The sequence below is a fragment of the Labrenzia sp. VG12 genome (assembly GCF_002237595.1).
Lineage (GTDB): Bacteria > Pseudomonadota > Alphaproteobacteria > Rhizobiales > Stappiaceae > Roseibium.
Genome location: NZ_CP022529.1, coordinates 5,655,388 through 5,679,245 on the forward strand (window position 1 = coordinate 5,655,388; position 23,858 = coordinate 5,679,245).

Here is a 23,858-nt window from a genome sequence, read left to right on the forward strand (position 1 = left end):
CGTACGGAAAAGTCTTATCGCGCCGCCGGTTTGAGGCTCGCCATCAGGTGATGGAACTTCTCGCCCTGGATGGAGACATGCTGACGGATCGCTTCGGCCGCCTTGTCGCCGTCCCCATCCTCGATCGCCGTGACGATCGCCTCGTGTTCCGCCATGGACTGGCCCATGCGCCCTCGGACACGCAATTGCACGCGCCGGAAGGGCTGCAGGCGGCGCTGCAGTTTGAGGCATTCCTGTTCCAGAAAACTGTTGCCCGACTGGCGATAGAGGATCGCGTGGAACTCCTGGTTTTCGCGATAATAGCCGTCGGTGTCCTGCGCTTCGATCGCGTGTCTGCAGCGTTCATTGACGGCGTGAAGGTCCTTGAGCGCCTGGTCGGAAATGCGCGACGCAGCCAGTCTGGCGCAGACGGCCTCCAGCTCGGCCATTACCTCGAACATCTCGATCAGTTCCACCGGGCCCGGCTGGCGCACGAAGACACCACGCCGGGGGATCTGTTCAACCAGACCGGATTGGGCCAGCCGATGCAGGGCTTCGCGAACCGGTGTTCTCGATACCGAAAACCGGGCCGCCAGCTGCACTTCGTCCAGCCTGTCTCCATCAGCAAAAGTGCCGTCGAAGATCAGGCCTTCAAGCGCGTCAGCGATGTGATCGGAACGTTTTCTGTCCATCCATGGCCACATAGCACAGCAAACATGTGCGTGCAATAAGAGCAATCTTGTATACAAAAATGCTTGACAAAAAAACATTAGCTGAGAGAAAGACCGGGTGCCGATCTCAATTCGAGTGACCTTGGGGAGAAAATCATGTGTGCCGAGCCTGCGGTCATCAAAGCCACGAACACCTGTTCAAAAGGGACCTGACCGATGAGCAATCCGCTTTATGATCAACTTTTTGGAAAACACGCGGGCAAGGATACGCCGTTCCTGATCTTTCAGGACGGAGGGCAGCTCAGCCACGCGGCGTTTCTGGAAAAGGCAGCCCGGATTGCGCATGTCCTGACCCGGAACGGCCTGCGCCCCGGAGACCGCCTCGCTGCGCAGGTCCACAAATCGCCATGCGCCCTGGCGCTTTATGCGGCCTGTGCCCAGGCCGGCATCGTCTTCCTGCCTTTGAACACGGCCTATACGGTGGATGAGCTGAGCTACTTCATAGAAAACAGCGGCGCCAGGCTTGTTGTCTGTGATGCAGCGAGTGAGGCGGCCTTGTCCCCGGTGGCTGAAGGTCTGGGCGTGCGTATCGAGACCCTGAGCGGCGATGAAACGGGATCATTGACGGATCAGGCGACCACCATGCCGACGCAGTTTGCGACTGTGGACCGGTCGGAAGACGATCTCGCCGCATTTTTGTACACGTCCGGGACAACGGGCCGATCCAAGGGCGCCATGCTGACCCAGAAAAATCTTCTGTCGAATGCGGCGGTGCTGGCGGACGAATGGCGGTTTACCGACGCCGATGTTCTGCTCCACGCCCTGCCGATTTTCCACACTCACGGCCTGTTTGTTGCCACCAATGTGTCGCTGGTTGCGGGCGGCGCGATGCTGTTTCTGCCGAAATTCGATCAGGACGCCATGATCGATCTGATGCCGAGGGCGACCACGATGATGGGCGTGCCGACCTTCTATACGCGGCTTCTTGCCGATGACCGGTTCACCCAAGAGCTGACACGGGGCATGCGGCTGTTCATTTCCGGCAGCGCGCCGCTGCTGGCCGAGACCCATCGCGACTTCGAGGCGCGGACAGGGCACCGGATCCTCGAACGCTACGGCATGACGGAAACCAACATGAACACCTCGAACCCCTATGAGGGCGAGCGCCGTGCCGGCACCGTCGGCTTTCCGCTGCCCGGGGTCGAGCTGAAAATCACCGATCCCGAAACAGGCGCAGCCCTGCCATCCGAAACAGTCGGGCAGATCGAGGTGCGCGGCCCGAATGTCTTCAAGGGATACTGGCAGATGCCGGAAAAAACGGCCGCCGAACTGCGGGCGGACGGCTTTTTCATCACAGGCGATCTCGGCAAGATCGATCCGGACGGCTATGTGCATATCGTTGGCCGCAACAAGGACCTGATCATCTCCGGCGGCTACAACATCTATCCGAAAGAGATCGAACTGGTTCTCGACGCCCAGCCGGGCGTTCTGGAAAGTGCCGTCATCGGGGTGCCCCATGCCGATTTCGGAGAAACGGTGCTGGGACTTGTCGTGCCGGACGGCACGGAACAGCCTGATCTCGACGCGATTATGCAGGCCACGGGGGCGTCGCTTGCCCGGTTCAAGCATCCCCGAAAACTCATTCTGGTGGACGAACTGCCACGCAACACGATGGGCAAGGTTCAGAAAAACGTGCTGCGGGAGCGGTTCAAGGATGTCTTTGCACCGGCCTGACCTTTAGAGCCGGTTGCCGTGACAAGATGGCGCGAGCGGTTTCCGTTGGCGTCAATTCCACCAGCATGTTAGCTCTGACATAAAGAGTTTCAGGGCAGCGTCATGAGCGAGCAGCAATCAGAGTCAGGCAAGGGACACGGGTCAGACATCGTCATCAGACTGACCCGCTACGCACAGATACCGATGCTGATCGGTCTGGCCGGCGCGATGGTGCTGTTTCTCATCACGTTCTTTGTCGACATTTATGATGCGGTCCAGACCTTTGAATTTCTGGACCGCAAGAAGACGATCCTGCTGATCCTCAACCTGCTCGACATGGTCTTCATTGCCAACCTTCTGATCATGGTGGCGACCAACACCTACAACACCTTCCGGCTGAAGAGATCGGTTCATGGAGACGATTACATCCAGCAGGGCGAGAAAGCCTACCGGCGGATGAAACACCGGATCGTGTCGACGATCATCATCATCTCCTCGATCCATGTCCTGAGTGAATTGCTGGAATTCTCGCAGACGTCGCCGCTCCAGGTGGCGGCCCTGTTCGGCTTTCACCTGATCCTGCTGGCGACCTATGTGGTCACCAACGTCTTTCGCGCAAATGATTGATTTTCTTGCCTGGCAGAAGCGGCCGGATCAGTTCCAGCCGCCCGCATAGGTCTTGTAGAAGATGTGCAGCCCGACCTGGCCGCGCTTGGCCATGGCCTTTGCCCACCGCGGATTGACATAGGTCGCGTGGTAGTGGGTCGAGGCGTCGACCATCTTTGAAAAACGCTTGCCGTCGCTGACGTCTTTGGCCAGACGCTGCGCGGTTTTCCAGGCACCCGGGCTCGCGATCCGGTCTTTGATGCCGTCACAGGCAAAGGAGAACTGGCAGCGGTTGCGCTTGTGCTTGTTCTGGTAAACAACGCCGCAGATGGAATCCGGATAGGCCGGGTTCTTGACCCGGTTCAGGACAACCTGGGCAACGGCCACCTGGCCGTCTTCGCTTTCCCCGCGCGCTTCGAAATAGATGGCTTCCGCCAAACACTGCTGCTCCCTCTTGGAGCCGACGGACAGCGGCAGCGGCACCTGGGCCCACCAGTGCGGGTTATCGGGGTCTTCCGCCGGCGGCATGTCCTGTTCGTACTTGGCGGCTCCGAACAGCGCATCGAACGGATCCTTGGTTTCCTTCACGCTGTCGGGCGCATAGGCGGACACCAGCGAGAAACTGGCGGCGGCGGCGTTCCGGGCCATCATCACCTTTTGCAGGTCAAGCGGGCCTTCTTCCAGCAGACCGTCCTTGCCGGCTTTCGACAGCCGGCTGGTTTCCTTGGCATCGAGCGGTTCCGGCTTGACGAAGGCAACGCGCGGCAGGTCTTCGTGTTTCTTTTCCGTCGAGATCAGGCTCGACATGGCATAGAGGTTGCCGGCGGCCTGGTCGACCATCTGCCGGTCCGGCGCCATCGTGATCAGGCGGTCGCCTTTCGAGGAGGTGTTGGTGAGGATCGTCTCGGGCACTTCGGTGGGCGCCGCGCTTCTGGCGACATCGCCAAGACCGACAATGGGGCGCGCCTCAAAATCCTTGGCAGCTGAGGTCAGGGTCAGCACCGGCGCAACGGTGTGATCGGGAACGGGCTTCGTTCCGAGCGACAGCTTCGGGGTCAGCGAGGTCGTATAGGTGGCGGGTTCGAGCGCCATCATCCAGCGCGGCGTCTCCTGCGAGCGCGCGTTGATCAGCGCAACGACATCCTGTTCGCCGATTGCACCGCCGAATCCGAGCCACACCAATGGCGAGGCGACAAGAATGTATTTGAGCCGGCGCATGCGCGCACGGACCGGACCGTATTCCTGAGTCACTTTAGAAGAAAACCGCTTCCTGTTGCGGGACTTAGGGCCAGACATACGCAGCCAACTCCAACTCGGTACACATCGTCCCAATACGCCGGACGATCAGCGTGAACGCCGGGTAAACGGCAACACCGAAATTGAAGATGTCTGCTTAACCTTGAGAGACCGTTAATGCGGACAGGATTTGAGGAATTTCGGACAGCAAAACGCCGTCAAACTTCTTTTTATGGTTAATATTACGAAGGAACTGACGAAGAGATCTGTCAGCGCCCGCCAACACGCAGACCGGGAGCAGGCCGCTCGCTCATCAGCTGGTGACGGAATCGGAAGAGGGCTGCCGGGCGTCCGCCGGTGGCCGTGGATGTGGCGCCGGTCGGTTCGACAAGATCGGCATTTTCCACCAGGCGGCGGAAGTTCTGCTTGTGCAGATGACGGCCGGAGATCGCTTCGACAGAAGTCTGCAGCTCGGTCAGGGTGAACGTCTCCGGCATCAGCTCGAAAATCACCGGACGGTATTTCAGTTTGCCGCGCAGCCGCGAAATCGCGGTTGCAAGCACACGCCGGTGGTCGAAGCGCATCGGGATGCCGAGCGAAGGCCGACTCGTCCGGTCGAGCGCCGCCGGTCGTCCGTCAGTTCGTGCTTCCTCCACAAGCCCTGCCTCGTAGAGCAGCTCATACCGCTCGAGCGCCCGCTCTTCGTCCCAGCTTGTCGTGTCTGAGCCGAAAGCGAGCCGGATGCGTTCCTGGCGTCCGAGGGCTCGTGGAGGTTCGCCGGCCGCAGGCGGCTCCTTGGCCCAGTGTTCAAGCAGAGGCAGGATGTCCCGGTCGAGAAGGTCCGGCCGTCCGGTCCGCCAGTCCTCCCAGGGGAAATAGTCGTACCAGGACCGCCAGGCGGATTTGTGCCGGGCCAGCATGTCCTCAGAATCCGCAGTCTGCCGGGTGAGGGCGAGATAGCCGACGGAAACCACATGCGGGCCTTCGTCGCCGGTTTCCCTGTGGCGGCCGCGGTCGCCGAACGTGTAAAGCTGTTCCACATAGCCGAGCCGGAGCGCGGTCTGGTCCTCCACCCAGCTTCTGAGGCCGATTTCGAAGGTGCGGTGCCGGATCGGATCAAACGGGCCGAAGGGCAGGCTGTCCAGGGCATCGCCGCCGGGCTCGTTCACGTGCACGATCTGCGGCAGGCTTCCCGCGACCGAAACGATGACCGCGTTCAATCCGATTTCAATGCTGGCTTGCCGATGGGGCATTGCGGCTCCGCTGCTGGTCAGTCGATGGGCATGACGAAGGGCGTGCCTTCAAAGGCGTTGGCGCCGCGGCCGATGCCGCGGATGGCGTCGATCATGCGGCCCTCACGGCCAAGCAGCCTGTCGCCCATGGCAACAATACGGGCATTCGGAGTTGCTGACGGTGATCGTGTCCGCAACAGCTCTGCCAGCTGGTACTCATCGGCCTCCGGGTTGAGCGCGCAGGCTGCGACATAGGCGCCCGCAGTTGACCGGCTGATTCCCGCCCAGCAATGAATGACGAGCGGTGCCTGCCTGTCCCAGCTCTGAATGAAGGTAAGAAACTGTTCGATATGCTGTTCGCTGGCCGGTACGAGGCCGTCCACCGGGTCAACGATGTCGTTGAAAGACAGGTTGAGATGCTGCTCCGGCACAATGCCTTCCGGCGTCGGAACATGCATTTCCGCATTGATGAGCGTCACGACCGATTTTGCGCCGGTGGCGGCAACGGTCTCAGGGAGTTTGGACAGGGAGCAGACGTGCAGCATGATGGGACCGGTTGATGTTATCTGCCAGTAAACTAGGGCCAACCGGTCGCAAAATCACCCGTTAGCTTGATGCCTTTTTTGTTTGTTCCCAGCTTCACGCAGGGCTTCGATGGCTTCAAAGCGTTCCATGAACTTTTCCTGAGCGATCTTCACCGGTAGAGGTTCCAGCCCGTAGCGCAGCTTGCCTTCTTCGTTCAGCGGAAATCCGCGCGGACGGCCGAAGATCTTGCCGGCTTCCACATCGTCGAAGCCAGCGAGTTCCACGGCCTCGAAATAGGCGCAGATGATGTCGGCCCTTTTGGCGAGTTTCTTGACGGTCTGCGGAATTTCCGCCGGCAGGCCAAACCTGAGATGGATTGCCCCCTGCAGGCGCGCTTCGACGGCCTTGTAGGCTTCGCCGATCACCGCCTTGAACGGTGAGATCATGTCGCCGATGACGTATTCCGGCGCATCATGCAGCAGTACCGCCAGGCGCCAATGGGGAGGTAGGTCCGGTTTCAGCATCAGGGCGATGTCCTCCACCACCAGCGAATGCTCGGCAACGGAAAAGGCATGATTGCCGAAGGTCTGACCGTTCCAGCGCGCGACACGGGCAAGGCCATGGGCAATGTCGGAAATCTCGACGTCGAGTGGAGACGGATCCAGCAGATTGAGACGTCTTCCGGACAACATGCGCTGCCAGGCGCGAGGCGGCTGGTCGGAACGGGCGGCGGGCATCGGTCCCCAAAATGTTTAGCGGTTTCAGTCCGCGGCACCCGGTTCCGGCAAAGAAAATCCCGCCCATTCGGGCAACTTGACCAGAATCTCCGCGTCGCCGCATTCAAGAAGGCTGCCGTTGTCCTTGGCTTGGACAACCTTGTCAAGACGCATCAGGGCAAGACCTGTTGACCCTGCCTCGGAGGTCGTCGACGACCCAAGTGTTCCGATGGTTTTGCCCCCGGCCTTGACGTCGCTGCCCTTGCCGGGAAGCGGTCCGGAGCTCTCGATCTGGACGAACCGCTTGCGCGCGGTTCCGCGATGCTGAACCCGGGACACGACTTCCTGCCCGACATAACAGCCCTTGCTGAACGAAACGCCGCCCAACTGGTCGAGATCGGCATCGTGGGGAAAGATTTCGGAATAGTCATAATCCTGCAGGCCCTCCGGCACACCAAGTCCGATACGGTGCGTGTGGTAGGCCGCAAGTCCGGCGTCGCTGTCGTCCAGTTCGCTGGTCATCTCGGTGACCGGGCCGACCAGCCGCTGGCCGAGCGCTTCAAGGCGAGGGTCCGTTACGCGGAGCTCTGCGGTGGCTGTTTCAACGGGCTCTCCCCAGACAGCCAGGACGCCGGTGCCGGCATCCAGCAACTCCAGATCCACCTTTGCGCGGAGCCGGTAAAAGGTCAGCCGCTTCAGGAAGTCCGGTGCGGTTGCGGCCGGCGTGTCCAGCAGGTAGCCGTCCTCGGCCTTGTAGATGAGGAAATCGAACAGGATCTTGCCTTGCGGCGTCAGCAAGGCGCCTGCAGACGCTCCGGTCTTGTCGACCGTGTCGATGTCGCTTGTCACCAGGTTCTGCAGAAAGTGTTGTGCTTCGGGGCCACCAACGCGGATCAGTGCACGGTCGCTGAGATGGGCAAAGAAGTGTGTCGGCACCGGGGGCTCCTCAAAAGCAGACGGGAATTGCCAATATTTCTCCCTTGCCAAATAGGCGCTTTGGCGGAGACGGGCAAGGACCGGAATTTGCTGAAGAGCATCTGGCTCTTTGGCGCCGGGCCACGTATAAGCGCGATCAATACGTCAGTCCCTATCTCAAAGCTTAGCGGAGGAGCCCCATGAGCGCGACCTATGACCTGATCCTGAAAGGCGGAACGGTGGTCAATCAGGACGGGGAGGGGCAGCGCGATGTTGCCATCCGCGACGGGCGCATTGCAGGGCTTGGCTCCTTTGATGCGTCTCAGGCCGGCGACGTGATCGACTGCAAGGGTCTGCATGTTCTGCCGGGGGTCATGGACACGCAGGTGCATTTCCGCGAACCGGGTCTTGAGCACAAGGAAGATCTGGAATCGGGATCGCGTGCAGCCGTGATGGGCGGTGTCACCTCCGTTTTCGAAATGCCGAACACCAATCCGCTGACAACGTCGGAAGCGGCCCTGGCCGACAAGGTCAAACGCGGTCACCACCGCATGCATTGCGATTTTGCCTTCTGGGTCGGAGGCACGCGCGAGAACGTCAAGGACATCCCGGAGCTGGAACGCCTCCCGGCCGCCGCCGGCATCAAGGTGTTCATGGGCTCCTCCACCGGTGACCTTCTTGTCGAAGACGACCAGGGCGTCCGGGATATTCTCTCCGCCACGCGCCGCCGCGCGGCATTTCACTCGGAGGATGAATTCCGTCTGCGTGATCGGCAGGGAGAGCGTGTCGAGGGCGATCCGAGTTCGCACCCGATCTGGCGCGACGAGATCGCAGCGCTTCAATGCACCCAGCGTCTTGTCAGCATCGCCCGGGAGACCGGGGCCAAGATCCATATCCTGCATCTGTCCACCGCCGAGGAAGTCGACTACCTGATCGATCACAAGGATGTTGCCTCGATCGAGGTAACCCCGCATCACCTGACGCTGACCGACGAGGCCTATCACCGGCTTGGCACGCTCGTGCAGATGAACCCGCCGGTGCGCGCGCCGCGCCACTCAGAACGCCTATGGTGGGGCCTGAGCCAGGGCATTCTGGACATATTCGGATCCGACCATGCGCCGCATCTTCTGGAAGAGAAGCAGAAAGCCTATCCGGCCTCGCCGTCCGGCATGACCGGCGTGCAGACCCTGGTGCCGATCATGCTGGATCACGTCAACGCTGGCCGCCTTAGCCTGGCCCGGTTCGTGGACATGACCAGTGCCGGTCCGGCCCGTCTGTTCTGGACCGCACGCAAGGGACGGATTGCCGTCGGATATGATGCCGACTTCACCATTGTGGATCTCAAGCGCAAGGAGACTATCCGCAACGAGTGGATCGCCTCCAAATGTGGCTGGACGCCCTATGACGGCAAGGAAGTCACGGGCTGGCCGATCGGCACCATGGTCCGCGGTCAGCGGGTGATGTGGGACGGCGAATTGACGACACCTTCCCGCGGCGAGGCGGTCCTGTTTCAGGACGGTATGAAGCGCTGACGGCTTCACGGAGCTCAACCCCACCGTACAATTTGTGATGTGAATAACAGCCAAAAGCTGGCTAGTGTGCGATGACGCAGGGGAAAGGGTGAAGGAAACCAATGGGTAACCGTGTTTCCTAACCCGATCTACACAGGTCTTGGTTAGAGTTTGAGTAGAGCTTTATGGGTTTTGCGTTGGGGAGCTCAGGGATGTTGTCAGGAATGAAATTGCGCCGGAGCACACCTGCGCGCGCTTTGGCCGGACTGGCCGGCGCAGCGATCTTGTCGGTTGCCGCGGCCTCTGCTGCCACCGCGCGGGACACTGCTCCGGAGACTGCCGAAAATCCGGCAAATGAAGCGCCGCTGCATATGCTGGTGTCGCTCGATGAACAGCAGATCCAGGTCTATCGCGGCACGGATCTGATCGAAACCTCGCCGATTTCCTCCGGCAAACGCGGTCACAGCACCCCGACCGGGGTCTTCTCCATTCTGGAAAAACGGCGCAAGCATTTTTCCAACCTTTACGACAATGCACCAATGCCGTTCATGCAGCGCCTGACCTGGTCCGGTATTGCGCTGCATGTGGGCAAACTTCCGGGATACCCGGCCTCCCACGGCTGCATTCGCATGCCGCGCCCTTTTGCCAAGTCGCTCTACAGCATGACCGAACGCGGCATGCATGTGGTGGTGACCAGGGGCCAGGCGCAGCCGGCTTCCATCCGTCACGATGTCCTGCCGCAACCCTTTGTGCCGGAAACGACGGTTGCAAGCCTTTCCAGCGAGACCATTGCCGCAGATCCGGCCTTGCGGGGGGCGATCCAGGAAACGCCGCTGCAGGCCAGCCTGCCGGTTTCCCAACCGGACAATCCGCATTTCGACCGTCCGCTGCGCATGATCATCACGCCGCAGAAGGCGCCGAACAAGATCATGGTGCTGCAGCGCCTATTGAACCAGATGGGCTACAAGGCGGGTCCGGTTGACGGCGTTGCCGGCCGTAAGACGCGTGCCGCCATCAGCCTCTATCAGGAAGGCGCCGACCTGCCGGTCACGGGCAATATCACCAAGGGTCTCGAAGCCCGGATCTATGCCGATGCCGGCTACGAGAAACCTCAAAATGCAACCTTGCGCATTCGCCGCAAGTTCCGGGATGTCTACTCCGCGCCGGTCACGGTCAGGAACATCGAGCGTGAGATCGGTACGCATGTCTTCACGGCACTGGATTTTGAGCAAGGCGACAAATCCGTCGAGTGGATTGCCGTCTCGGCCGAAGGCGAGCGCGGCGGCTCTTCCATGGACATCCTTAACCGGATCGACATGCCGGAGAAGGTTGCTCTTGAAGTATCAAAAATGCTGACACCGGGCACGTCGCTGACGATCACCGACCGCAGTTTCAAGCGCAACACAGGGCTTGGCACCGACTTCGTGGTGATCACGCGCTGATCAGCGCCCAGGTTTGTCTCTCCGACACATTCCAGGCAGCCCTCGCTTCGGCGAGGGCTTTTGTTTTCCGGCTCATGGTCTCGACGATTACCCGGATAAAAGGGCGTTTCTGCCAGATCGTCACCAAACTGTCGTCTCTCTCACGTATCGGAAGGCCACCAATCGCGCAGGTGACTCGGGAGAAAGACATGGCGCAGAGCACGCTCACGGCTTCTAAGAAACGGCTTAAGAACGCGGTTCACCGGTCCGAGGCCTCGTCCCGCGAAGGGATCCTGGAGCGCCTGTTCACCTTTGCCTTCAAGGGGCTGGTCTATCCGCAGATCTGGGAAGACCCGGATGTCGATATGAAAGCCCTGCGACTGACACCGGACAGCCGGATGATCACCATCGCCTCTGGCGGCTGCAACGTGATGTCCTATCTGACGGCCAATCCGGCGGAGATCACCGCGGTCGATCTCAACCGGGCCCATGTCGCGCTCGGCCGGCTGAAACTGGCGGCAGCCAAACATTTCCCGAACTACGAGACCTTCTACCGGTTCTTCGGCGAAGCGGACGAAAAGGCGAATGTGGCGGCTTATCAGCGGTTTTTGAAGGACACGCTCGATCCGGAAACGATCGCCTACTGGGAAGGCCGCGATCTGGCGAACTGGGGCCGCAAGCGCATCACCCTGTTCTCGCGTGACCTTTATCACCATGGGCTCCTGGGTTACTGCATCGGTATGGGCCATTTGGTGGCAAAGCTCTACGGTATCGATCCCAAACACATGGTCCGGACCAAGTCGCTCGAAGAGCAACGGTCCTTTTTCGACAAGTCCCTGGCGCCGCTGTTCGACAAGCGTCTTGTGCGCTGGGCGACGTCCAAGAAGATGTCGCTCTACGGTCTCGGCATTCCACCGGCACAATATGACGCGCTGGTTTCCGCCAATGCGGAGGGGGACATGTCTGCCGTGCTCAAGGACCGCCTTGAAAAGCTGGCCTGCGATTTTACCATGCAGGACAACTATTTTGCCTGGCAGGCCTTTGGCCGCGGCTATGCGCCGAACTCAACGGAATCCACCGGCGAATCCGGACCGCTGCCACCCTATCTGAAACGCGCGCACTACGAGGAAATCCGCCAGCGCGCCGGCCGCGTGCGCGTGCTCAACCGGAACTTTACCGAGCACCTGCAGTCTGTCGCCGACAATACGCTCGACGCCTATGTGCTGCTGGACGCCCAGGACTGGATGACCGATCACCAGCTCAATGCGCTCTGGAGCGAGATCACAAGAACGGCGCGCCCTGGTGCGCGGGTGATCTTCCGCACAGCGGCCGAGCCGACCCTGCTGCCCGGCCGTGTTGCAGACGAGATCCTGAACCGCTGGACCTATGAAGAAGCGGAGAGCCTTGAGCTTGGCCGCCAGGACCGGTCCTCGATCTATGGTGGCTTCCACCTCTACGTCTATAACGGCTGACGGATCAGCAACGGCATCGGACGGACAAGACAATGAGCGAAGCTGTCGAAACAGCCCGGCTGATGGACGCCGTCTATCGCCACCAGCGCCATTTCTACGACCTGACCCGCAAATACTATCTGCTCGGCCGGGACCTTCTGATCGACGAGTTGCAGCCGCCGCAAGGTGGCAACGTGCTGGAACTCGGCTGCGGCACCGGCCGCAACCTGATTGCAGCCGCCAGACGCTATCCCGGTGCCCGCTTCTATGGTCTCGATATTTCCCGGCACATGCTGGAGACAGCGGAAAAGAACATCGCCAAGGCAGGCCTGAGTGACCGGATCACCCTGATCGAGGGGGATGCCGCCAATCCGGCCGCAACCGAAGGCCTTGATGTCCCGGCCTTCGACAGGGTGATGTATTCCTACACCTTGTCCATGATCCCGATCTGGCGGGAGGCCCTGGCCGCAGGGACGGCCCGGCTGCAGGAGGGCGGCCGCATTCATGTGGTCGATTTCGGCCAGCAGCAGCGATTGCCCGGCTGGTTCCGAAAACTGCTCTTCAGGTGGCTGACGTCCTTCCACGTGACGCCGCGCGCAGAACTGGAAGCGGAATTGCAAGGCCTGGCCGCAAAGGCCGGTGCGCGTCTGGATTTTCGCCCGCTCTACCGTGGTTATGCGGATTATGCGGTCATGACCAGGGGCTGAGTTCCTCCCGGACGTTCAAGGCCTGAAGTCCGGTTACGCTCAAGGGCAGACCTAATCCTTTGCCTGCTCCCTGTCGTAGGCGAGGCGAGCGGTTTTGACCTGTTCCATCTGCTCATGTGACCAGAACACGAGCGGTTTCAGCATCTCCAGGAGGCTTCGGCCGAGCGGTGTCAGTTCATAGGAAACCGCGACAGGAGGCCCGGGGTCGACGCTCCGGGTCAGATAGCCATCACGCTGAAGGCCGCGCAGGTTTTCCGTCAGGACACGTTGTGTCACGTCACCGATACAGCGCTTGATAGCTCCAAACCGCATTGGCCCGTCTTCCAGCGCCAACACAATGATCATCCGCCATTTGCCGGTCACATTCGACAGCACCGAGCGGATCGGACATGTCGAGGCTTCGGCTTTGCTTTCAACGCCAATCGGGAGCATGGGCAATCTCGGTTTAAAACAGATACCAGCATCAAATACCATACTTGTTTCATGAACCGCAATGGCTGGATTCGTGGCAGGTATCCCGTAGCATACCATGTGTTTTTAAAGTGCGTAATTGCATCTTGGTGCAGATTTGATACTTGATATTGCGATAGCAAATTTGAAGGAAAACACGATGACACCCAAAGAACTCGTTCTTGCCCTGATGACCGCTGCCTTTGTCGATCACGACCCGGAAGCTGCCCGGCCGTATCTGGCGCCGGATTACATCCAGCACAATCCCGCCATCGAGACCGGTGCGGAGGGCCTGTTGAACGCGATCCCGTTCATTGCCCAGTCGGGCATGTCCATGACGACACACCGCGTGATCACCGAGGGCGATTATGTCGTTCTGCACAACTCTTACGAAAACGCCGACGCGTTCGGCGCGCCGGCACTGGTCGCTTTCGATGTCTTCCGCGTTGAAGATGGCGTGGTCGCCGAGCATTGGGACAATCTGCAGCCACGACCGGAAACCACCGTCTCCGGCCGGTCAATGACCGACGGTCCGACTGAAATCACGGACCTCGACAAGACGGAGGCAAACAAGCAGCTTGTGGTTGGATTTGTGCGTGATGTGCTTGGCGGGGCGGCACCGGAAAAGGTTGCCGACTACATGGATCCGGCGGTCTACATGCAGCACAATCCGAACATTGCCGATGGTTTGAACGGACTGCTTGTGGCCATTGAGGCCTATGCGGAAGAAGGCATGGTGATTACCAAATTCGAGCCACAGATCGTTGTCGCGGAAGGTAATTTTGTCTTTGTTGCCTCCGATGCCGTCATGGGGGGAGAACCCTGGGCCTTTTTCGACCTTTGGCGGGTGGCCGACGGCAAGATCGTCGAACACTGGGATGTGGTCTCGCCCATCCCGGCCGAAATGGCACATGACAACGGCAAGTTTTGAGTTCTGGTTCGCTCGCCATCGGGTGCGCGGATTGTGGTCCGCGCACCATTGGCGACGGGGCAGGGGATACAGGAAACGACATTCGAAACCGGATGGTCGAACCAGTCAAAATTTCCGATTCTGCCGACTCATTTGCCCTGGAACGGTTTGGGCGCAAGCGCTGTCCGTTTCGCCAGGTGATTTTCGGGACCCATAGGGTCCCGCGAAAAATGCCGCGTCTGCTACAAGTTTTTTGCTTGACGATGACGGATGATTTGCACATCAATTCGGCCCGCGGGAACACCTCCCGGCTGACCAATAGGACGAGACAATGACCACGACTGGGACCACTGCGAACATGATCGGCGCTGCAAGCGCATCGATCGCGCACGTCTATTCGTATCTGCTCTCGCAACTGCATCTGCTGCTGCCAGCAGGCGGTCGACGGGTCATGCCGGTTCGAGGAGTTACCAGAGCACTCTGACACTCCCAAGATCCCGAGCAACGAAAGACCCCCGTCGACCGCACGTCACGGGGGTCTTTCGTTTTCAAGCTCAGAACCGGGTCCGCCCGGGGCCCGGCGGGATCGGGAGTTCTTTGACATCACAGACTTTTTCGGATCCGGCCGTCACAGCGGATCCGTCTACCTTAGGGCGGGCACCGGGCGCCGGAGAGCCCAACTGACTGTAAATCAGCCGTTTTTAACTGTGGGGGTTCGAGTCCCTCCCCGCCCACCAGAATTTGCCGCCCCTTCGCCGGCGTGACGGGAACTGGCATACCTGGCTGCCTCAGATGCAGTCGTTTGGGAGTTCGACTCTCCCCGCCGGCACCAGCATCCGCATCAGGCGGATACGTGGCACCCGGAAGCCCCTTGCGCGAACCGTGCAAGGGGCTTCCGGGGCCAAATGAAATCTTCAGGGAGTAGCTCAGTTCGGTCAGAGTGCTCGCCTCGGACGCGAGAGGCCGCGGGTTCAAATCCCGCCTCCCTGACCAGTTTGCGGCTGTGGCGGAATGGCAGACGCGCCGGTTTGAGAGACCGGTGAGGGAGCACCTCATGTGGGTTCGACCCCCACCAGCCGCACCACCTGTTGCTTGCTCAATCGCTCCTCGAGTGGCTTGAGCGAGTACCTCGCCTGTCTCCTCGTGGCCTGGGGCGTTCGGGCAAGGGGGACGAACGCCAATTCGTCACCGAAACCCTTTGGGTGAGCAGCCTATTGATTGCCGCCCATCTGAAATCTGGGATAGCTCAGTTGGTCAGAGCGCCGGTCTGTGGAACCGGAGGCGAAGGTTCGATCCCTTCTCCCAGGACCAGTTCAAGAACATGCGGCCGTGGCGAAATGGCAGACGCACCGGATTTAGGATCCGGCGAGGGCAACCCTCAATGGGAGTTCGAGTCTCCCCGGCCGCACCATTCTTGTTTGCGCTACATGAGCGCGGTTCTGGTTCGATTCGCTCACCTGCACCACTTTCGGCGCTTTCCGCCTTCGGCCAACAGGAGCGGGGGCCAGAGCGTTCCTTTCACTCTTCCCCTTCGGTTGGTGTTTAATGGGTTCGGTGGCCTCTTCCGGAGGATTGCCCCCTACGAAGCGGCCACCAGGGAAACCTGTCATGTCATCGAGCTGATGCCGAAGAGATTGCCTTCCGTGTCCTGGCAGAGGCTCACCCAGCCATATTCGCCGATCGAGAATTTCGGCCGGATCACCTGACCGCCGGCCCCTGCGACACGGGCTTCTTCAATTGCGCAGTCTTCGGCGTTGAAATAGACAATTGTTCCGCCAGCGCCAGGCCCGGCATGCGGCGACTTGGTGAGGGCGCCGCCCGCGCCATAGGCGCTCATCTCCGCCGGAAAACTCATCATCCGGGTTTCGCCTGTCGGATCACCGATCGGCTCCAGCTTGCGCGCCAGCACGGTTTCGTAAAACGAGACCGCCCGATCGAGATCCTCAACAAAGATGTCAAACCATCCGATTGCGTTCATTGCAGACATCATCAACTCCTGTCTTGTCGATCCTGTCTGCCTGCTTAAGGGCGCGCGCCTCGCCTGTATTGTAGATTTCAGACATCGAACTTTTTGGCATATTTCGCCGGTGTGTACCCGGTCGCCTTTCGGAACGAATGAATGAAATGGGACTGGTCGGCATAGGAGAGGGACGGTTCTCCCCTGAGCGACTGCTGCAATCGCAGCACTTTCAGAAAGTCGTGCGGGGCAAAGCCGGTCGTCTTTTTCAAGGTCCGTTGCAACTGCCTTGGGGATACGCCGGACACGGCGGCCATGTCTGCGACCGAATGGATGTCTTCGAGATGGCGGAAGATCTTTTCGGTGACCGGATTGGCAAGGACCAGGCCGCCTTCGGCAAGGCTTTCGACAAATCGCACCAGATGCTGGAGATTGTCCGATAGATCTCTGGCGACGAGCGCCCGATTGAGTGCGACGAGTGGCAACTTGCCGGCATAGGCGCTGTCGATCATCCCGTAGCCGGTCTCATCGGGAGACCCCTGCCAGACGCCGGGCAGCAAACGGATGTTGATATAATGAAAACTGCGCCCGAGGCTGAGTTCCTCGGAAGATGCCCGCAGCCTTGTGATCCCGGCGACATCACGGTGTGACTGGTCCAGAACGATATAGACACAGGCATCGGGCAGGGCGTGAAACCGGTAATCCTGCTCAAGCGGTTCCAGGGTTTTCAATTCGAGAAAGCGGTGAACAATGCTGCGCAGGTGCTCCGGCGGCTCCAGTTCGGTAAACCGGACCGACTGGACAGCCCTGTCTTTGCCATTGCCTTTGGGGTCGTACATCTGGTTGCACTCGAAACTGGGTGCCGACGAATATGGCAGTCTAATGCCGATTACAAAAAAGGAAAACGAGATCAATGAAATGGACCATTCAACCACATGTTGGCTGTGGCGCACTGTCCTTCGGAATGAAGGCGGACGACGTCAGGTTCATTCTGGGTCCGCCGGAAAACGTGCGGCAGAGCGAACGGGTTTGTGTGGAGGAAAGCCGGCATCACGCGCCCTGGAACGAGTGCACCTATTCACAGAATGGTCTGGTCTCTATAGCGAGTTACCTCGAAGGCCTTGAGAACCTCTCCCTGGACGACAATGAGATGCTGGGCCAACCCATCCTTGAGCTTGTCGATTTTCTCGGGCAAAGGAACGGTGGTCTCTTCCAGGCACAAGGAGGCTCGCTCTACTTCGATCGCCTTGGCATGGCGCTTCTGCAGTTTGAAGACAGAAACTCACGCACGCTCGTTCTGTTTTCATCCGGATTTGATCACCGGGAGCCACTCAGGCAGGTATCCATGAGCGAAGTCGCCGAATACTACGAGGACATTATGGAGCAGGACCCGGCAGCAGACCTGTTTGGCGCGTGAGGTTCAAAGCGCCGCCGGATCGGCTGCCAGCTTGGCAAGTGCACGGGCAAGAACGGTCAAATTCTGTTCCAGCTGCAGAAAGCCGTCGACCTTGGAAAGCGTCGCTTCTTCCATATAGAGCTTGCGATTGATCTCGATCTGGATGCTGTGCCGGCCTTCCGACGGCCGGCCATGCCGGCGCACCAGTTCAAACCCCTTGTAAGGGTCGTTGATGGCGACGGAGTAGCCAAGTTCGCGCAAGGTCTCCACCACACAGTCGGTCAGGGCAGGGGCACAGGTGCTGCCGTCCCGGTCGCCAATGACAAAATCAGGCCGCGGTACCTCACCGTCTTCGGTGGTCCTGTCACCCATGCTGGCCATGGAATGACAGTTCACATGCAGAACGTGGCCGTGCGTTTCGTGGAACCGGTCGAGCGTCGATTTCAGTGTGCCGTGATAGGGTGCCCAGCAAGTGTCGATCCGCTTGCGGATTTCCCCGGCGGTTAATTTGCGATCATAGACCGGACCGAAAGCCTTCATGTCCTTCCAGATTAGGCCGACGCCACGTTGCAACGTCTTGAATGTGGGATTGACGGGACCGTCCCAGGTCCCATCGATCATCGAAATGTCGATGTCATCGCTGTTCCGGTTCGGATCGACATAACAGCGTGGAAAGAGCGCATGGATGAGGGTTGCGCCTTCCGCGACCGCAGGCGCAAACAGCTCCTCGACATGGGCGTCCTCTGACCGGCGCAGGGTCATGCGGTCGATCGCATGGTTGAAGTCCGCGGGATAGATCGAACCTGAATGGGGACTGTCGAAGACGAGCGGGACGGGATCTGTGACGGGCGCGACCGTGCGGACTGCGGGGATCATATGTCTTTCCAATAGTGGCAGGCGACCGAATGGTCCCCACCGAATGTTTCAAGAAGTGGCTGGTCGCGGCGGCAGAGATCCTGGGCATGCGGGCAGCGGGGATTGAAGAAACACCCGTCAGGCGGGTTCAAGGGCGAGGGGATTTCGCCTTCAATCGGGGCAAAGTCGCGCTTGCGCTGATCCAGCCGCGGCGCCTCGGCCAGAAGCGCCTTGGTGTAGGGATGTCGGGGCGCGCTGAAAATCTCTTCAGTTGAAGCGCTTTCCACGATCCGGCCCAGATACATGATCGCCACCCGGTCGGCGATGTGCTCCACGACGCTGAGGTCATGGCTGATGAACAGATAGGTCAGGCCGAATTCTTCTCTGAGATCCATGAAGAGATTGATCACCTGCGCCTGGATCGACACGTCAAGCGCTGCAATCGCCTCGTCGCAGACGAGAAAGCGCGGCTTTACCGCCAGCGCCCGGGCAATGCCGATACGCTGGCGCTGTCCGCCTGAAAACTGGTGCGCATAGCGCCGCTTCAGCGACGGGTCGAGACCGACCTTCTTCATGATGTCGTCGACATAGTCCGAGGCTTCGGACCTGGAGACGATGCCATGCACCCTTGGCGCTTCCCCGATGATATCCTCGACCCGCATGCGCGGATTGAGACTGGCGAACGGGTCCTGGAAGATCATCTGGATGGCAAGTGTTGCCGCCCGTTTGTCGGCGGAGGACATCGCCGCCACGTCATTGCCCTGAAAAAGCAGCTGTCCGCTGCTGGGGGCATGAATGCCGGCGACAACACGGCCCAGAGTGGACTTGCCGCAGCCCGATTCCCCGACCAGGCCGAGCACTTCGCCCTCGCGGATCTCCAGGTTGACCTCGTCAACGGCATGAACGATTTCCTCGCGGATACCGGCCCCAAGTTTCCGGGCAATCTTGCCGGCCACGTCGAGCCGTTTTGCGAAGCGTTTGGAGACGTCGCGGATCTCAACAAGGGGAGCCGTCATTGGGCAGCAACCTGAGCCTGGGGGTGATAGCAGCGAAGAGCGCGGCCCGCGACCTGTTCGACCTGAGGCGGGACCTTGCAGGCCTCGGTGGCGAAGCCGCAGCGCGGGGCAAAGGCACAGCCCTGTGGCAACGCCAGCATGTTCGGCGTCATGCCTTCGATCTGGAACAGGCGCTCGCCGCGTTTGTTGGCCGTGGGCACGGAGCCCAGCAGGCCAACCGTATAGGGGTGAAGCGGATGGTCGATGACGTCGTCGGTCGGTCCCTGTTCGACGATCCGGCCGGCATACATCACCGAAATCCGATCGGCGAGGCCCGCGACAACGGCAAGATCATGGGTGATCCAGATCATCGCCGTACCGGTCTGCCGTGTCAGCTTCTGGGCCTCGTGAATGATCTGGGCCTGGATCGTGACATCGAGTGCCGTCGTCGGTTCGTCGGCAATGATCAGGTCCGGCTTGTTCAGGAAGGCGATGGCAATCGACACCCGTTGGCGCATGCCGCCGGAAAGCTGGTGGGGATAGGCCCTGAGCCGTTCCTCGGGGGAGGGAATGCCGACCAGACCCAGCGCGTCGCGGCAGCGTTCCCAGGCTTCTTTCCTGGAGACTTTCTCATGAGCCAGGATCGCTTCCATCATCTGCGAGTCGATCCGCAGAACCGGGTTCAACGTCATCATCGGATCCTGGAAGATCATCGAGATCTTGTTGCCACGGATCGACTTCAACCGTTCCTCCGGCGCATTGGCAATGTCGTCGCCATTAAAGCGAATGGCGCCTTCAATGATCCGTCCCGGCGGGTCGATGAGACCGAGAATGGAAAACCCGGTGATGGATTTGCCCGACCCGGATTCGCCGACAAGGCCCATGACCTCGCCCTTGTTGACGGTGAAGTCGACGCCGTCGACGGCCTTGACGACACCGGCATGGGTGAAGAAATGCGTCTTCAACCCGCTGACTTCGAGGACGGCGGTCATTTCTTCAGCCTCGGATTGAGCACGTCGCGCAGCTGATCACCGACAAGGTTGATCGAGGCCACCGTCAGAAGCAGGGCAATGCCGGGAAAGACGGAGATCCAGTAACGACCGGACAGCATGTATTCAAACCCGTTGGCGATCAGCACGCCGAGAGAGGGTTCTGTCTGTGGCAGACCGACGCCGAGGAAGGACAGCGTCGCCTCCAGGGAGACGGCATGTGCGGTCTGCACGGTGCCCACCACGATCAGCGGGGCCAGGCAATTCGGCAGGATGTGCCGGAAGACAACACGCACTTTCGAGAGGCCGAGGCATTGCGCCGCCTCGACATATTCCTTGCCGCGTTCCACCAGGGCGGTCGCACGTACCGTGCGGGCGTAATAGGCCCATTGCGCGACGACGAGTGCGAGGATGATCTTGTCGACCCCCTTGCCGAGCGCCGCGACCAGCATCAGGGCGACCAGCGACGCCGGAAAGGACAGTTGCAGATCGACCACCCGCATGATGATCGCTTCGGTTCTGCCGCCGGCATAGGCGGCGATCAGGCCGACGGCCATGCCGATGAAGAGTGCAATGACGCCGGAGGCGAGGCCGACGGATATGGAAATCCGGAGCCCGTAGAGAATGGCCGAATAGAGATCCCTGCCGGCCCCGTCCGATCCGAGCCACATGGTGTAACCCGCAAAGGCCTCGGAGCCGGGTGGAAGGCGCCCGTCAAGCACATCCACCTGTGCCAGGTCATAAGGGTTCTGGGGGGTGATCCAGGGAGCCAGGATCGCCAGCAGAACAATGATGACAAGAACGACAAAGGCGGTGGCGGCAATGCGGCTTTCGAAAAACTCGGCGCGAAACCGCTGGAACGGGGTTTCCACCTTTGCCGGGGCCGGAGCTTCTGTCTCAAGCGTTGCGTCGGTCATGCGCCCTGGTCCTGTAGGCGGACCCGCGGGTCCAGAATGGAATAGAGAATGTCGACGACCAGATTGATCACGACAAAGAACAGAACCATGATCATCAGGTAGGCAACGACCACGGGGCGGTCGAGCTGCAGGATGGCATCGATCAGCAGCTTGCCCATGCCGGGCCAGGCAAAGATCGTTTCCGTGACGACCGAGAAGCCGATCAGGCTGCCGAATTCCAGACCCATCACCGTGACAACCGGGATCATGATGTTTTTCATCACGTGAACGAAAATGATGCGCCGGGTCGAGATGCCCTTGGCACGGGCGTATTTGACATAGTCCTGGCCCATGGCTTCACGGACACCGGCTCGTGTCAGGCGGATTGCGAGCGAAATCTTCAACAGCGCCAGGTTCAGGGCAGGCAGGAAGATATGTCTGATCCCGTCCCAGGTGGCCAGGCTCGTTTCAATGCCGAATATCGTTGCGGTGTCGCCGCGTCCCGTGGAGGGCAACCACCCGAGTTCGACCGCGAAGAGCAGGATCAGCATCAGCCCGACCCAGAAGGTCGGCAGGGAAAAGCCGAGGATGGATCCGGCCATGATGCCCTTGGAAACCGGATTGTCCGGATAAAGACCGGAAAAGAGGCCGAGCGGAATGCCGATGGCGATTGCCAGGAACAGCGCGCTGAAGGCGAGTTCCAGCGTAGCCGGCATGTGGTGCAGGATCAGTTTCAGGGCGGGTTCGCCGAAGATGAAAGAGTCGCCAAGATTGCCCTGGGCCGCGCCTTTCAGAAACAGGAGATACTGTTCCCAGATCGGCCGGTCGAGACCGAGGCGGCGGATGGCGGCCTCAATATCCGCCTGATCCGCGTCGGGGCTGACGAGCATGTAGACGGGATCGCCGACAATGTTCACGCCGAAGAAAACGATCACCGACATGAGAAAGACGACAAAGAACGCCTGCATCAGCCGGCGGATGACGAAAACGGACATGAGAAATACTCAGGCTGCAGGAAGGACCGGGCCGCTGAGGTTCAGCGACCCGGAAGGTTTGAATCAGTCCTTCACAACACCCATGGCAAGGGTGTATTCGTCCGTCCGGGGAATGTAGGAGAGGCCCTTCTTGGCTGCCCAGGTGTTGACCTGGAAGTGCGTCGGAATGATCGCGACATCCTCGATGGCCATTTCCGTGGCTTTTGCGAGAAGGTCCTGACGCTTCTCGTCATCCACCGTCCGGAGTGCTTCCTCGATCATGGCGTCGATCTCGGCATTGGAATGCCGGCCACGGTTCGACGAGCCGAACCCCTTGTCCTTGTCAAAGGTATGGATCAGGGATTTCAGCGGCGAGGAGGCTTCACCAGAGCCGGCACCCCAGCCCACGAGGATGAAGCTGAATTCCGGCTGACCGTCCGCTCCACCACGCGAGGCGCGGCCGAAATAGACCGAGCGCGGCATGGTTTCCACGGCTGTCTTGATGCCGACACGGGTCAGCATCTGGCCGATGGCTTCGGCGATCTTGGCATCGTTGATATAGCGATCGTTCGGGCCATGGATCGTCAGCTGGAACCCGTCCGGATAGCCGGCTTCCGCCAGCAGGGCCTTGGCCCCTTCCGGGTCGTACTCGACAGGCTGCAACTTGTCCGAAACCCCGAAGAAACCTTCGGGCAACAGCTGACCGGCCGGCAGGGCCACGCCTTCCATGACCCGGTCGACAATCGCATCCCGGCTGATCGCCTTGGAGATCGCCGTGCGGACACGCTGATCCATCAGCGGGTTCTTGATGTCGCTGCCGTCATTGCCTTTCACGAAGGGCGAGTTCTCGCGGAACTGGTCCATATGCAAATAGATGACCCGGTTCGAAACACCTTGGCTGAGCTGAATGTTGTCCTTGGATTTCAAGGTCTCGATGTCGGTCGTCGGCACGCCAGCGATCATGTCGACATCGCCTGCCAGAAGAGCGGCGACGCGGCTCGGACCGGATTTGATCGGCCGGAATTCGACTTCGCTCCAGGTGGGTGCATCGCCCCAATAGTCGTCGTTGCGAACCATCGTGATGCTTTCGCCCGGCTTGTAGCTGGAGAACTTGAACGGACCGGTGCCGACCGCGGCAGTGCCGGCGTTGAAGTCTTCCGTTGCCGCTCCGCAGCCCGCGCTGTCGGAGATCACCGGAATGGTCGAGATGTCATTGGCCATCAGCGGATAGGGGGCTTCGGTGATGGCGTGGACAGTGTAGTCGTCGATCTTCTTGAAGGTCTTGCCCTTCAGATAGGTGCCGTAGCCCGACGGAGAATTCGGCACATCCGGTGCACGTTCCATGGTGCAGATGACATCATCTGCATTGAAATCGCTGCCGTCGTGGAACTTAACGCCCTCGCGCAGCTTGAATTCCCAGGTCAGGTCGTCGATCGGCTCCCAGGAAACGGCAAGGCCCGGCGACAGGCGCTGTTTTTCGTCCTGGGCAATCAGCCGGTCGAACAGGTGGACCGACATGGCGTTGTTGGGACCAAGATTGTGGAAATGCGGATCCATCGACGTCGGCTCGGAAGCCAGGCCGATGGTGAGTTTTTCTGCGGAGGCGGCACTGGTCATCAGCGCAAACGCGCTGACCGTGACCGCCGCAGCGGCTGCAAGTTTTCTCATGACAATGTAACTCCCTCGGAAGGCGCGGTGTCCTTTTCCGGACTTTTTGCCGCACGCTGAAAAGGATGTTAGCTTGCAGAAAATA

23 protein-coding genes and 6 tRNA genes are annotated in these 23,858 nt (G+C 60.1%); 14 read left to right on the forward strand and 15 right to left on the reverse strand.

Features of this window, described 5'->3' with window-relative positions; genetic code table 11:
• Positions 1-14 precede the first annotated feature (14 nt).
• On the reverse strand, positions 15-671 hold the full coding sequence (locus tag CHH27_RS26085) for a GntR family transcriptional regulator (RefSeq protein ID WP_094074198.1): 657 nt from the start codon (positions 669-671) through the stop codon (positions 15-17).
• A gap of 195 nt (positions 672-866) precedes the next feature.
• Here CHH27_RS26085 and CHH27_RS26090 point away from each other — a divergent pair, with 195 nt between their 5' ends.
• Positions 867-2,384, forward strand: coding sequence for a malonyl-CoA synthase (locus tag CHH27_RS26090; RefSeq protein ID WP_094074199.1), 1,518 nt, complete (start codon positions 867-869; stop codon positions 2,382-2,384).
• 102 nt (positions 2,385-2,486) lie between these two features.
• A complete protein-coding gene (locus CHH27_RS26095; RefSeq protein ID WP_094074200.1) occupies positions 2,487-2,990 on the forward strand; it encodes a YqhA family protein in 504 nt (167 codons plus the stop codon).
• A gap of 27 nt (positions 2,991-3,017) precedes the next feature.
• Here the strand turns inward: CHH27_RS26095 and CHH27_RS26100 are convergent, their stop codons facing one another.
• The 5 genes from CHH27_RS26100 to CHH27_RS26120 form a co-directional block, all read right to left on the reverse strand.
• Positions 3,018-4,265 (reverse strand): cell wall hydrolase, encoded by a 1,248-nt coding sequence (locus CHH27_RS26100; RefSeq protein WP_094074201.1) that lies wholly within the window; start codon positions 4,263-4,265, stop codon positions 3,018-3,020.
• Positions 4,266-4,474: 209 nt separating this feature from the next.
• A complete protein-coding gene (locus CHH27_RS26105; RefSeq protein WP_094074202.1) occupies positions 4,475-5,458 on the reverse strand; it encodes an NAD regulator in 984 nt (327 codons plus the stop codon).
• Positions 5,459-5,475: 17 nt separating this feature from the next.
• Positions 5,476-5,982 (reverse strand): tyrosine phosphatase family protein, encoded by a 507-nt coding sequence (locus CHH27_RS26110; RefSeq protein WP_094074203.1) that lies wholly within the window; start codon positions 5,980-5,982, stop codon positions 5,476-5,478.
• A gap of 54 nt (positions 5,983-6,036) precedes the next feature.
• A complete protein-coding gene (locus tag CHH27_RS26115) occupies positions 6,037-6,699 on the reverse strand; it encodes a YfbR-like 5'-deoxynucleotidase (protein WP_094074204.1) in 663 nt (220 codons plus the stop codon).
• A 24-nt stretch (positions 6,700-6,723) separates the two neighbouring features.
• Positions 6,724-7,614 carry a folate-binding protein YgfZ gene (locus CHH27_RS26120; RefSeq protein ID WP_094074205.1) on the reverse strand — a complete coding sequence of 297 codons (891 nt, stop codon included), beginning with the start codon at positions 7,612-7,614 and terminating at the stop codon, positions 6,724-6,726.
• 179 nt (positions 7,615-7,793) lie between these two features.
• Between CHH27_RS26120 and CHH27_RS26125 the strand changes: the two genes are divergently transcribed.
• The 4 genes from CHH27_RS26125 to CHH27_RS26145 all read left to right on the forward strand — a co-directional run bounded on the left by CHH27_RS26125 (position 7,794) and on the right by CHH27_RS26145 (position 12,683).
• Positions 7,794-9,125 (forward strand): dihydroorotase, encoded by a 1,332-nt coding sequence (locus CHH27_RS26125; protein ID WP_094074206.1) that lies wholly within the window; start codon positions 7,794-7,796, stop codon positions 9,123-9,125.
• Between the two features lie 203 nt (positions 9,126-9,328).
• Complete coding sequence (locus CHH27_RS26130; RefSeq protein ID WP_094074207.1) at positions 9,329-10,546, forward strand: L,D-transpeptidase; 1,218 nt, start codon at positions 9,329-9,331, stop codon at positions 10,544-10,546.
• A gap of 188 nt (positions 10,547-10,734) precedes the next feature.
• Entirely contained in the window at positions 10,735-11,997 is a 1,263-nt protein-coding gene (locus CHH27_RS26140; protein ID WP_094074209.1) for a DUF3419 family protein, read from the forward strand.
• 32 nt (positions 11,998-12,029) lie between these two features.
• Complete coding sequence (locus CHH27_RS26145; RefSeq protein WP_094074210.1) at positions 12,030-12,683, forward strand: class I SAM-dependent methyltransferase; 654 nt, start codon at positions 12,030-12,032, stop codon at positions 12,681-12,683.
• 51 nt (positions 12,684-12,734) lie between these two features.
• On the opposite strand, the gene CHH27_RS26150 is transcribed toward CHH27_RS26145, so the two are convergent.
• Positions 12,735-13,115 carry a helix-turn-helix domain-containing protein gene (locus tag CHH27_RS26150; RefSeq protein WP_094074211.1) on the reverse strand — a complete coding sequence of 127 codons (381 nt, stop codon included), beginning with the start codon at positions 13,113-13,115 and terminating at the stop codon, positions 12,735-12,737.
• 178 nt (positions 13,116-13,293) lie between these two features.
• Here CHH27_RS26150 and CHH27_RS26155 point away from each other — a divergent pair, with 178 nt between their 5' ends.
• The 7 genes from CHH27_RS26155 (at position 13,294) to CHH27_RS26185 (ending at position 15,454) form a co-directional block, all read left to right on the forward strand.
• Positions 13,294-14,064, forward strand: a complete 771-nt coding sequence (locus CHH27_RS26155) for a nuclear transport factor 2 family protein (RefSeq protein ID WP_094075023.1) — start codon at positions 13,294-13,296, stop codon at positions 14,062-14,064.
• A gap of 630 nt (positions 14,065-14,694) precedes the next feature.
• Positions 14,695-14,780, forward strand: a tRNA-Tyr gene (locus CHH27_RS26160).
• 17 nt (positions 14,781-14,797) lie between these two features.
• A tRNA-Leu gene (locus CHH27_RS26165) sits at positions 14,798-14,875 on the forward strand.
• Positions 14,876-14,958: 83 nt separating this feature from the next.
• Positions 14,959-15,036 (forward strand) — tRNA-Pro (locus tag CHH27_RS26170).
• 4 nt (positions 15,037-15,040) lie between these two features.
• Positions 15,041-15,127: transfer RNA gene (locus tag CHH27_RS26175), tRNA-Leu, on the forward strand.
• A gap of 151 nt (positions 15,128-15,278) precedes the next feature.
• A tRNA-His gene (locus CHH27_RS26180) sits at positions 15,279-15,354 on the forward strand.
• 12 nt (positions 15,355-15,366) lie between these two features.
• Positions 15,367-15,454 (forward strand) — tRNA-Leu (locus tag CHH27_RS26185).
• Between the two features lie 195 nt (positions 15,455-15,649).
• On the opposite strand, the gene CHH27_RS26190 is transcribed toward CHH27_RS26185, so the two are convergent.
• Together CHH27_RS26190 and CHH27_RS26195 are read right to left on the reverse strand one after the other, a co-directional pair.
• Positions 15,650-16,021, reverse strand: coding sequence for a VOC family protein (locus CHH27_RS26190; RefSeq protein ID WP_208988381.1), 372 nt, complete (start codon positions 16,019-16,021; stop codon positions 15,650-15,652).
• Between the two features lie 77 nt (positions 16,022-16,098).
• Positions 16,099-16,839 carry an AraC family transcriptional regulator gene (locus CHH27_RS26195; protein WP_094074212.1) on the reverse strand — a complete coding sequence of 247 codons (741 nt, stop codon included), beginning with the start codon at positions 16,837-16,839 and terminating at the stop codon, positions 16,099-16,101.
• Positions 16,840-16,913: 74 nt separating this feature from the next.
• On the opposite strand from CHH27_RS26195, the gene CHH27_RS26200 reads away from it, so the two are divergent.
• Positions 16,914-17,417, forward strand: a complete 504-nt coding sequence (locus CHH27_RS26200) for a hypothetical protein (RefSeq protein WP_157739111.1) — start codon at positions 16,914-16,916, stop codon at positions 17,415-17,417.
• 3 nt (positions 17,418-17,420) lie between these two features.
• On the opposite strand, the gene CHH27_RS26205 is transcribed toward CHH27_RS26200, so the two are convergent.
• From CHH27_RS26205 to CHH27_RS26230, 6 genes are all read right to left on the reverse strand, one after another.
• Positions 17,421-18,272 (reverse strand): N-formylglutamate amidohydrolase, encoded by an 852-nt coding sequence (locus CHH27_RS26205; protein ID WP_094074214.1) that lies wholly within the window; start codon positions 18,270-18,272, stop codon positions 17,421-17,423.
• Entirely contained in the window at positions 18,269-19,267 is a 999-nt protein-coding gene (locus CHH27_RS26210; protein WP_094074215.1) for an ABC transporter ATP-binding protein, read from the reverse strand. Before CHH27_RS26210 ends, CHH27_RS26205 begins: the two co-directional genes overlap by 4 nt.
• Complete coding sequence (locus tag CHH27_RS26215) at positions 19,264-20,238, reverse strand: ABC transporter ATP-binding protein (protein WP_094074216.1); 975 nt, start codon at positions 20,236-20,238, stop codon at positions 19,264-19,266. Before CHH27_RS26215 ends, CHH27_RS26210 begins: the two co-directional genes overlap by 4 nt.
• Complete coding sequence (locus CHH27_RS26220; protein WP_094074217.1) at positions 20,235-21,152, reverse strand: ABC transporter permease; 918 nt, start codon at positions 21,150-21,152, stop codon at positions 20,235-20,237. Before CHH27_RS26220 ends, CHH27_RS26215 begins: the two co-directional genes overlap by 4 nt.
• Positions 21,149-22,126: an ABC transporter permease gene (locus CHH27_RS26225; RefSeq protein WP_094074218.1), complete on the reverse strand. Its 978-nt coding sequence runs from the start codon at positions 22,124-22,126 to the stop codon at positions 21,149-21,151. Before CHH27_RS26225 ends, CHH27_RS26220 begins: the two co-directional genes overlap by 4 nt.
• Positions 22,127-22,189: 63 nt before the next feature.
• Complete coding sequence (locus tag CHH27_RS26230; protein WP_094074219.1) at positions 22,190-23,773, reverse strand: ABC transporter substrate-binding protein; 1,584 nt, start codon at positions 23,771-23,773, stop codon at positions 22,190-22,192.
• Positions 23,774-23,858 lie beyond the last annotated feature (85 nt).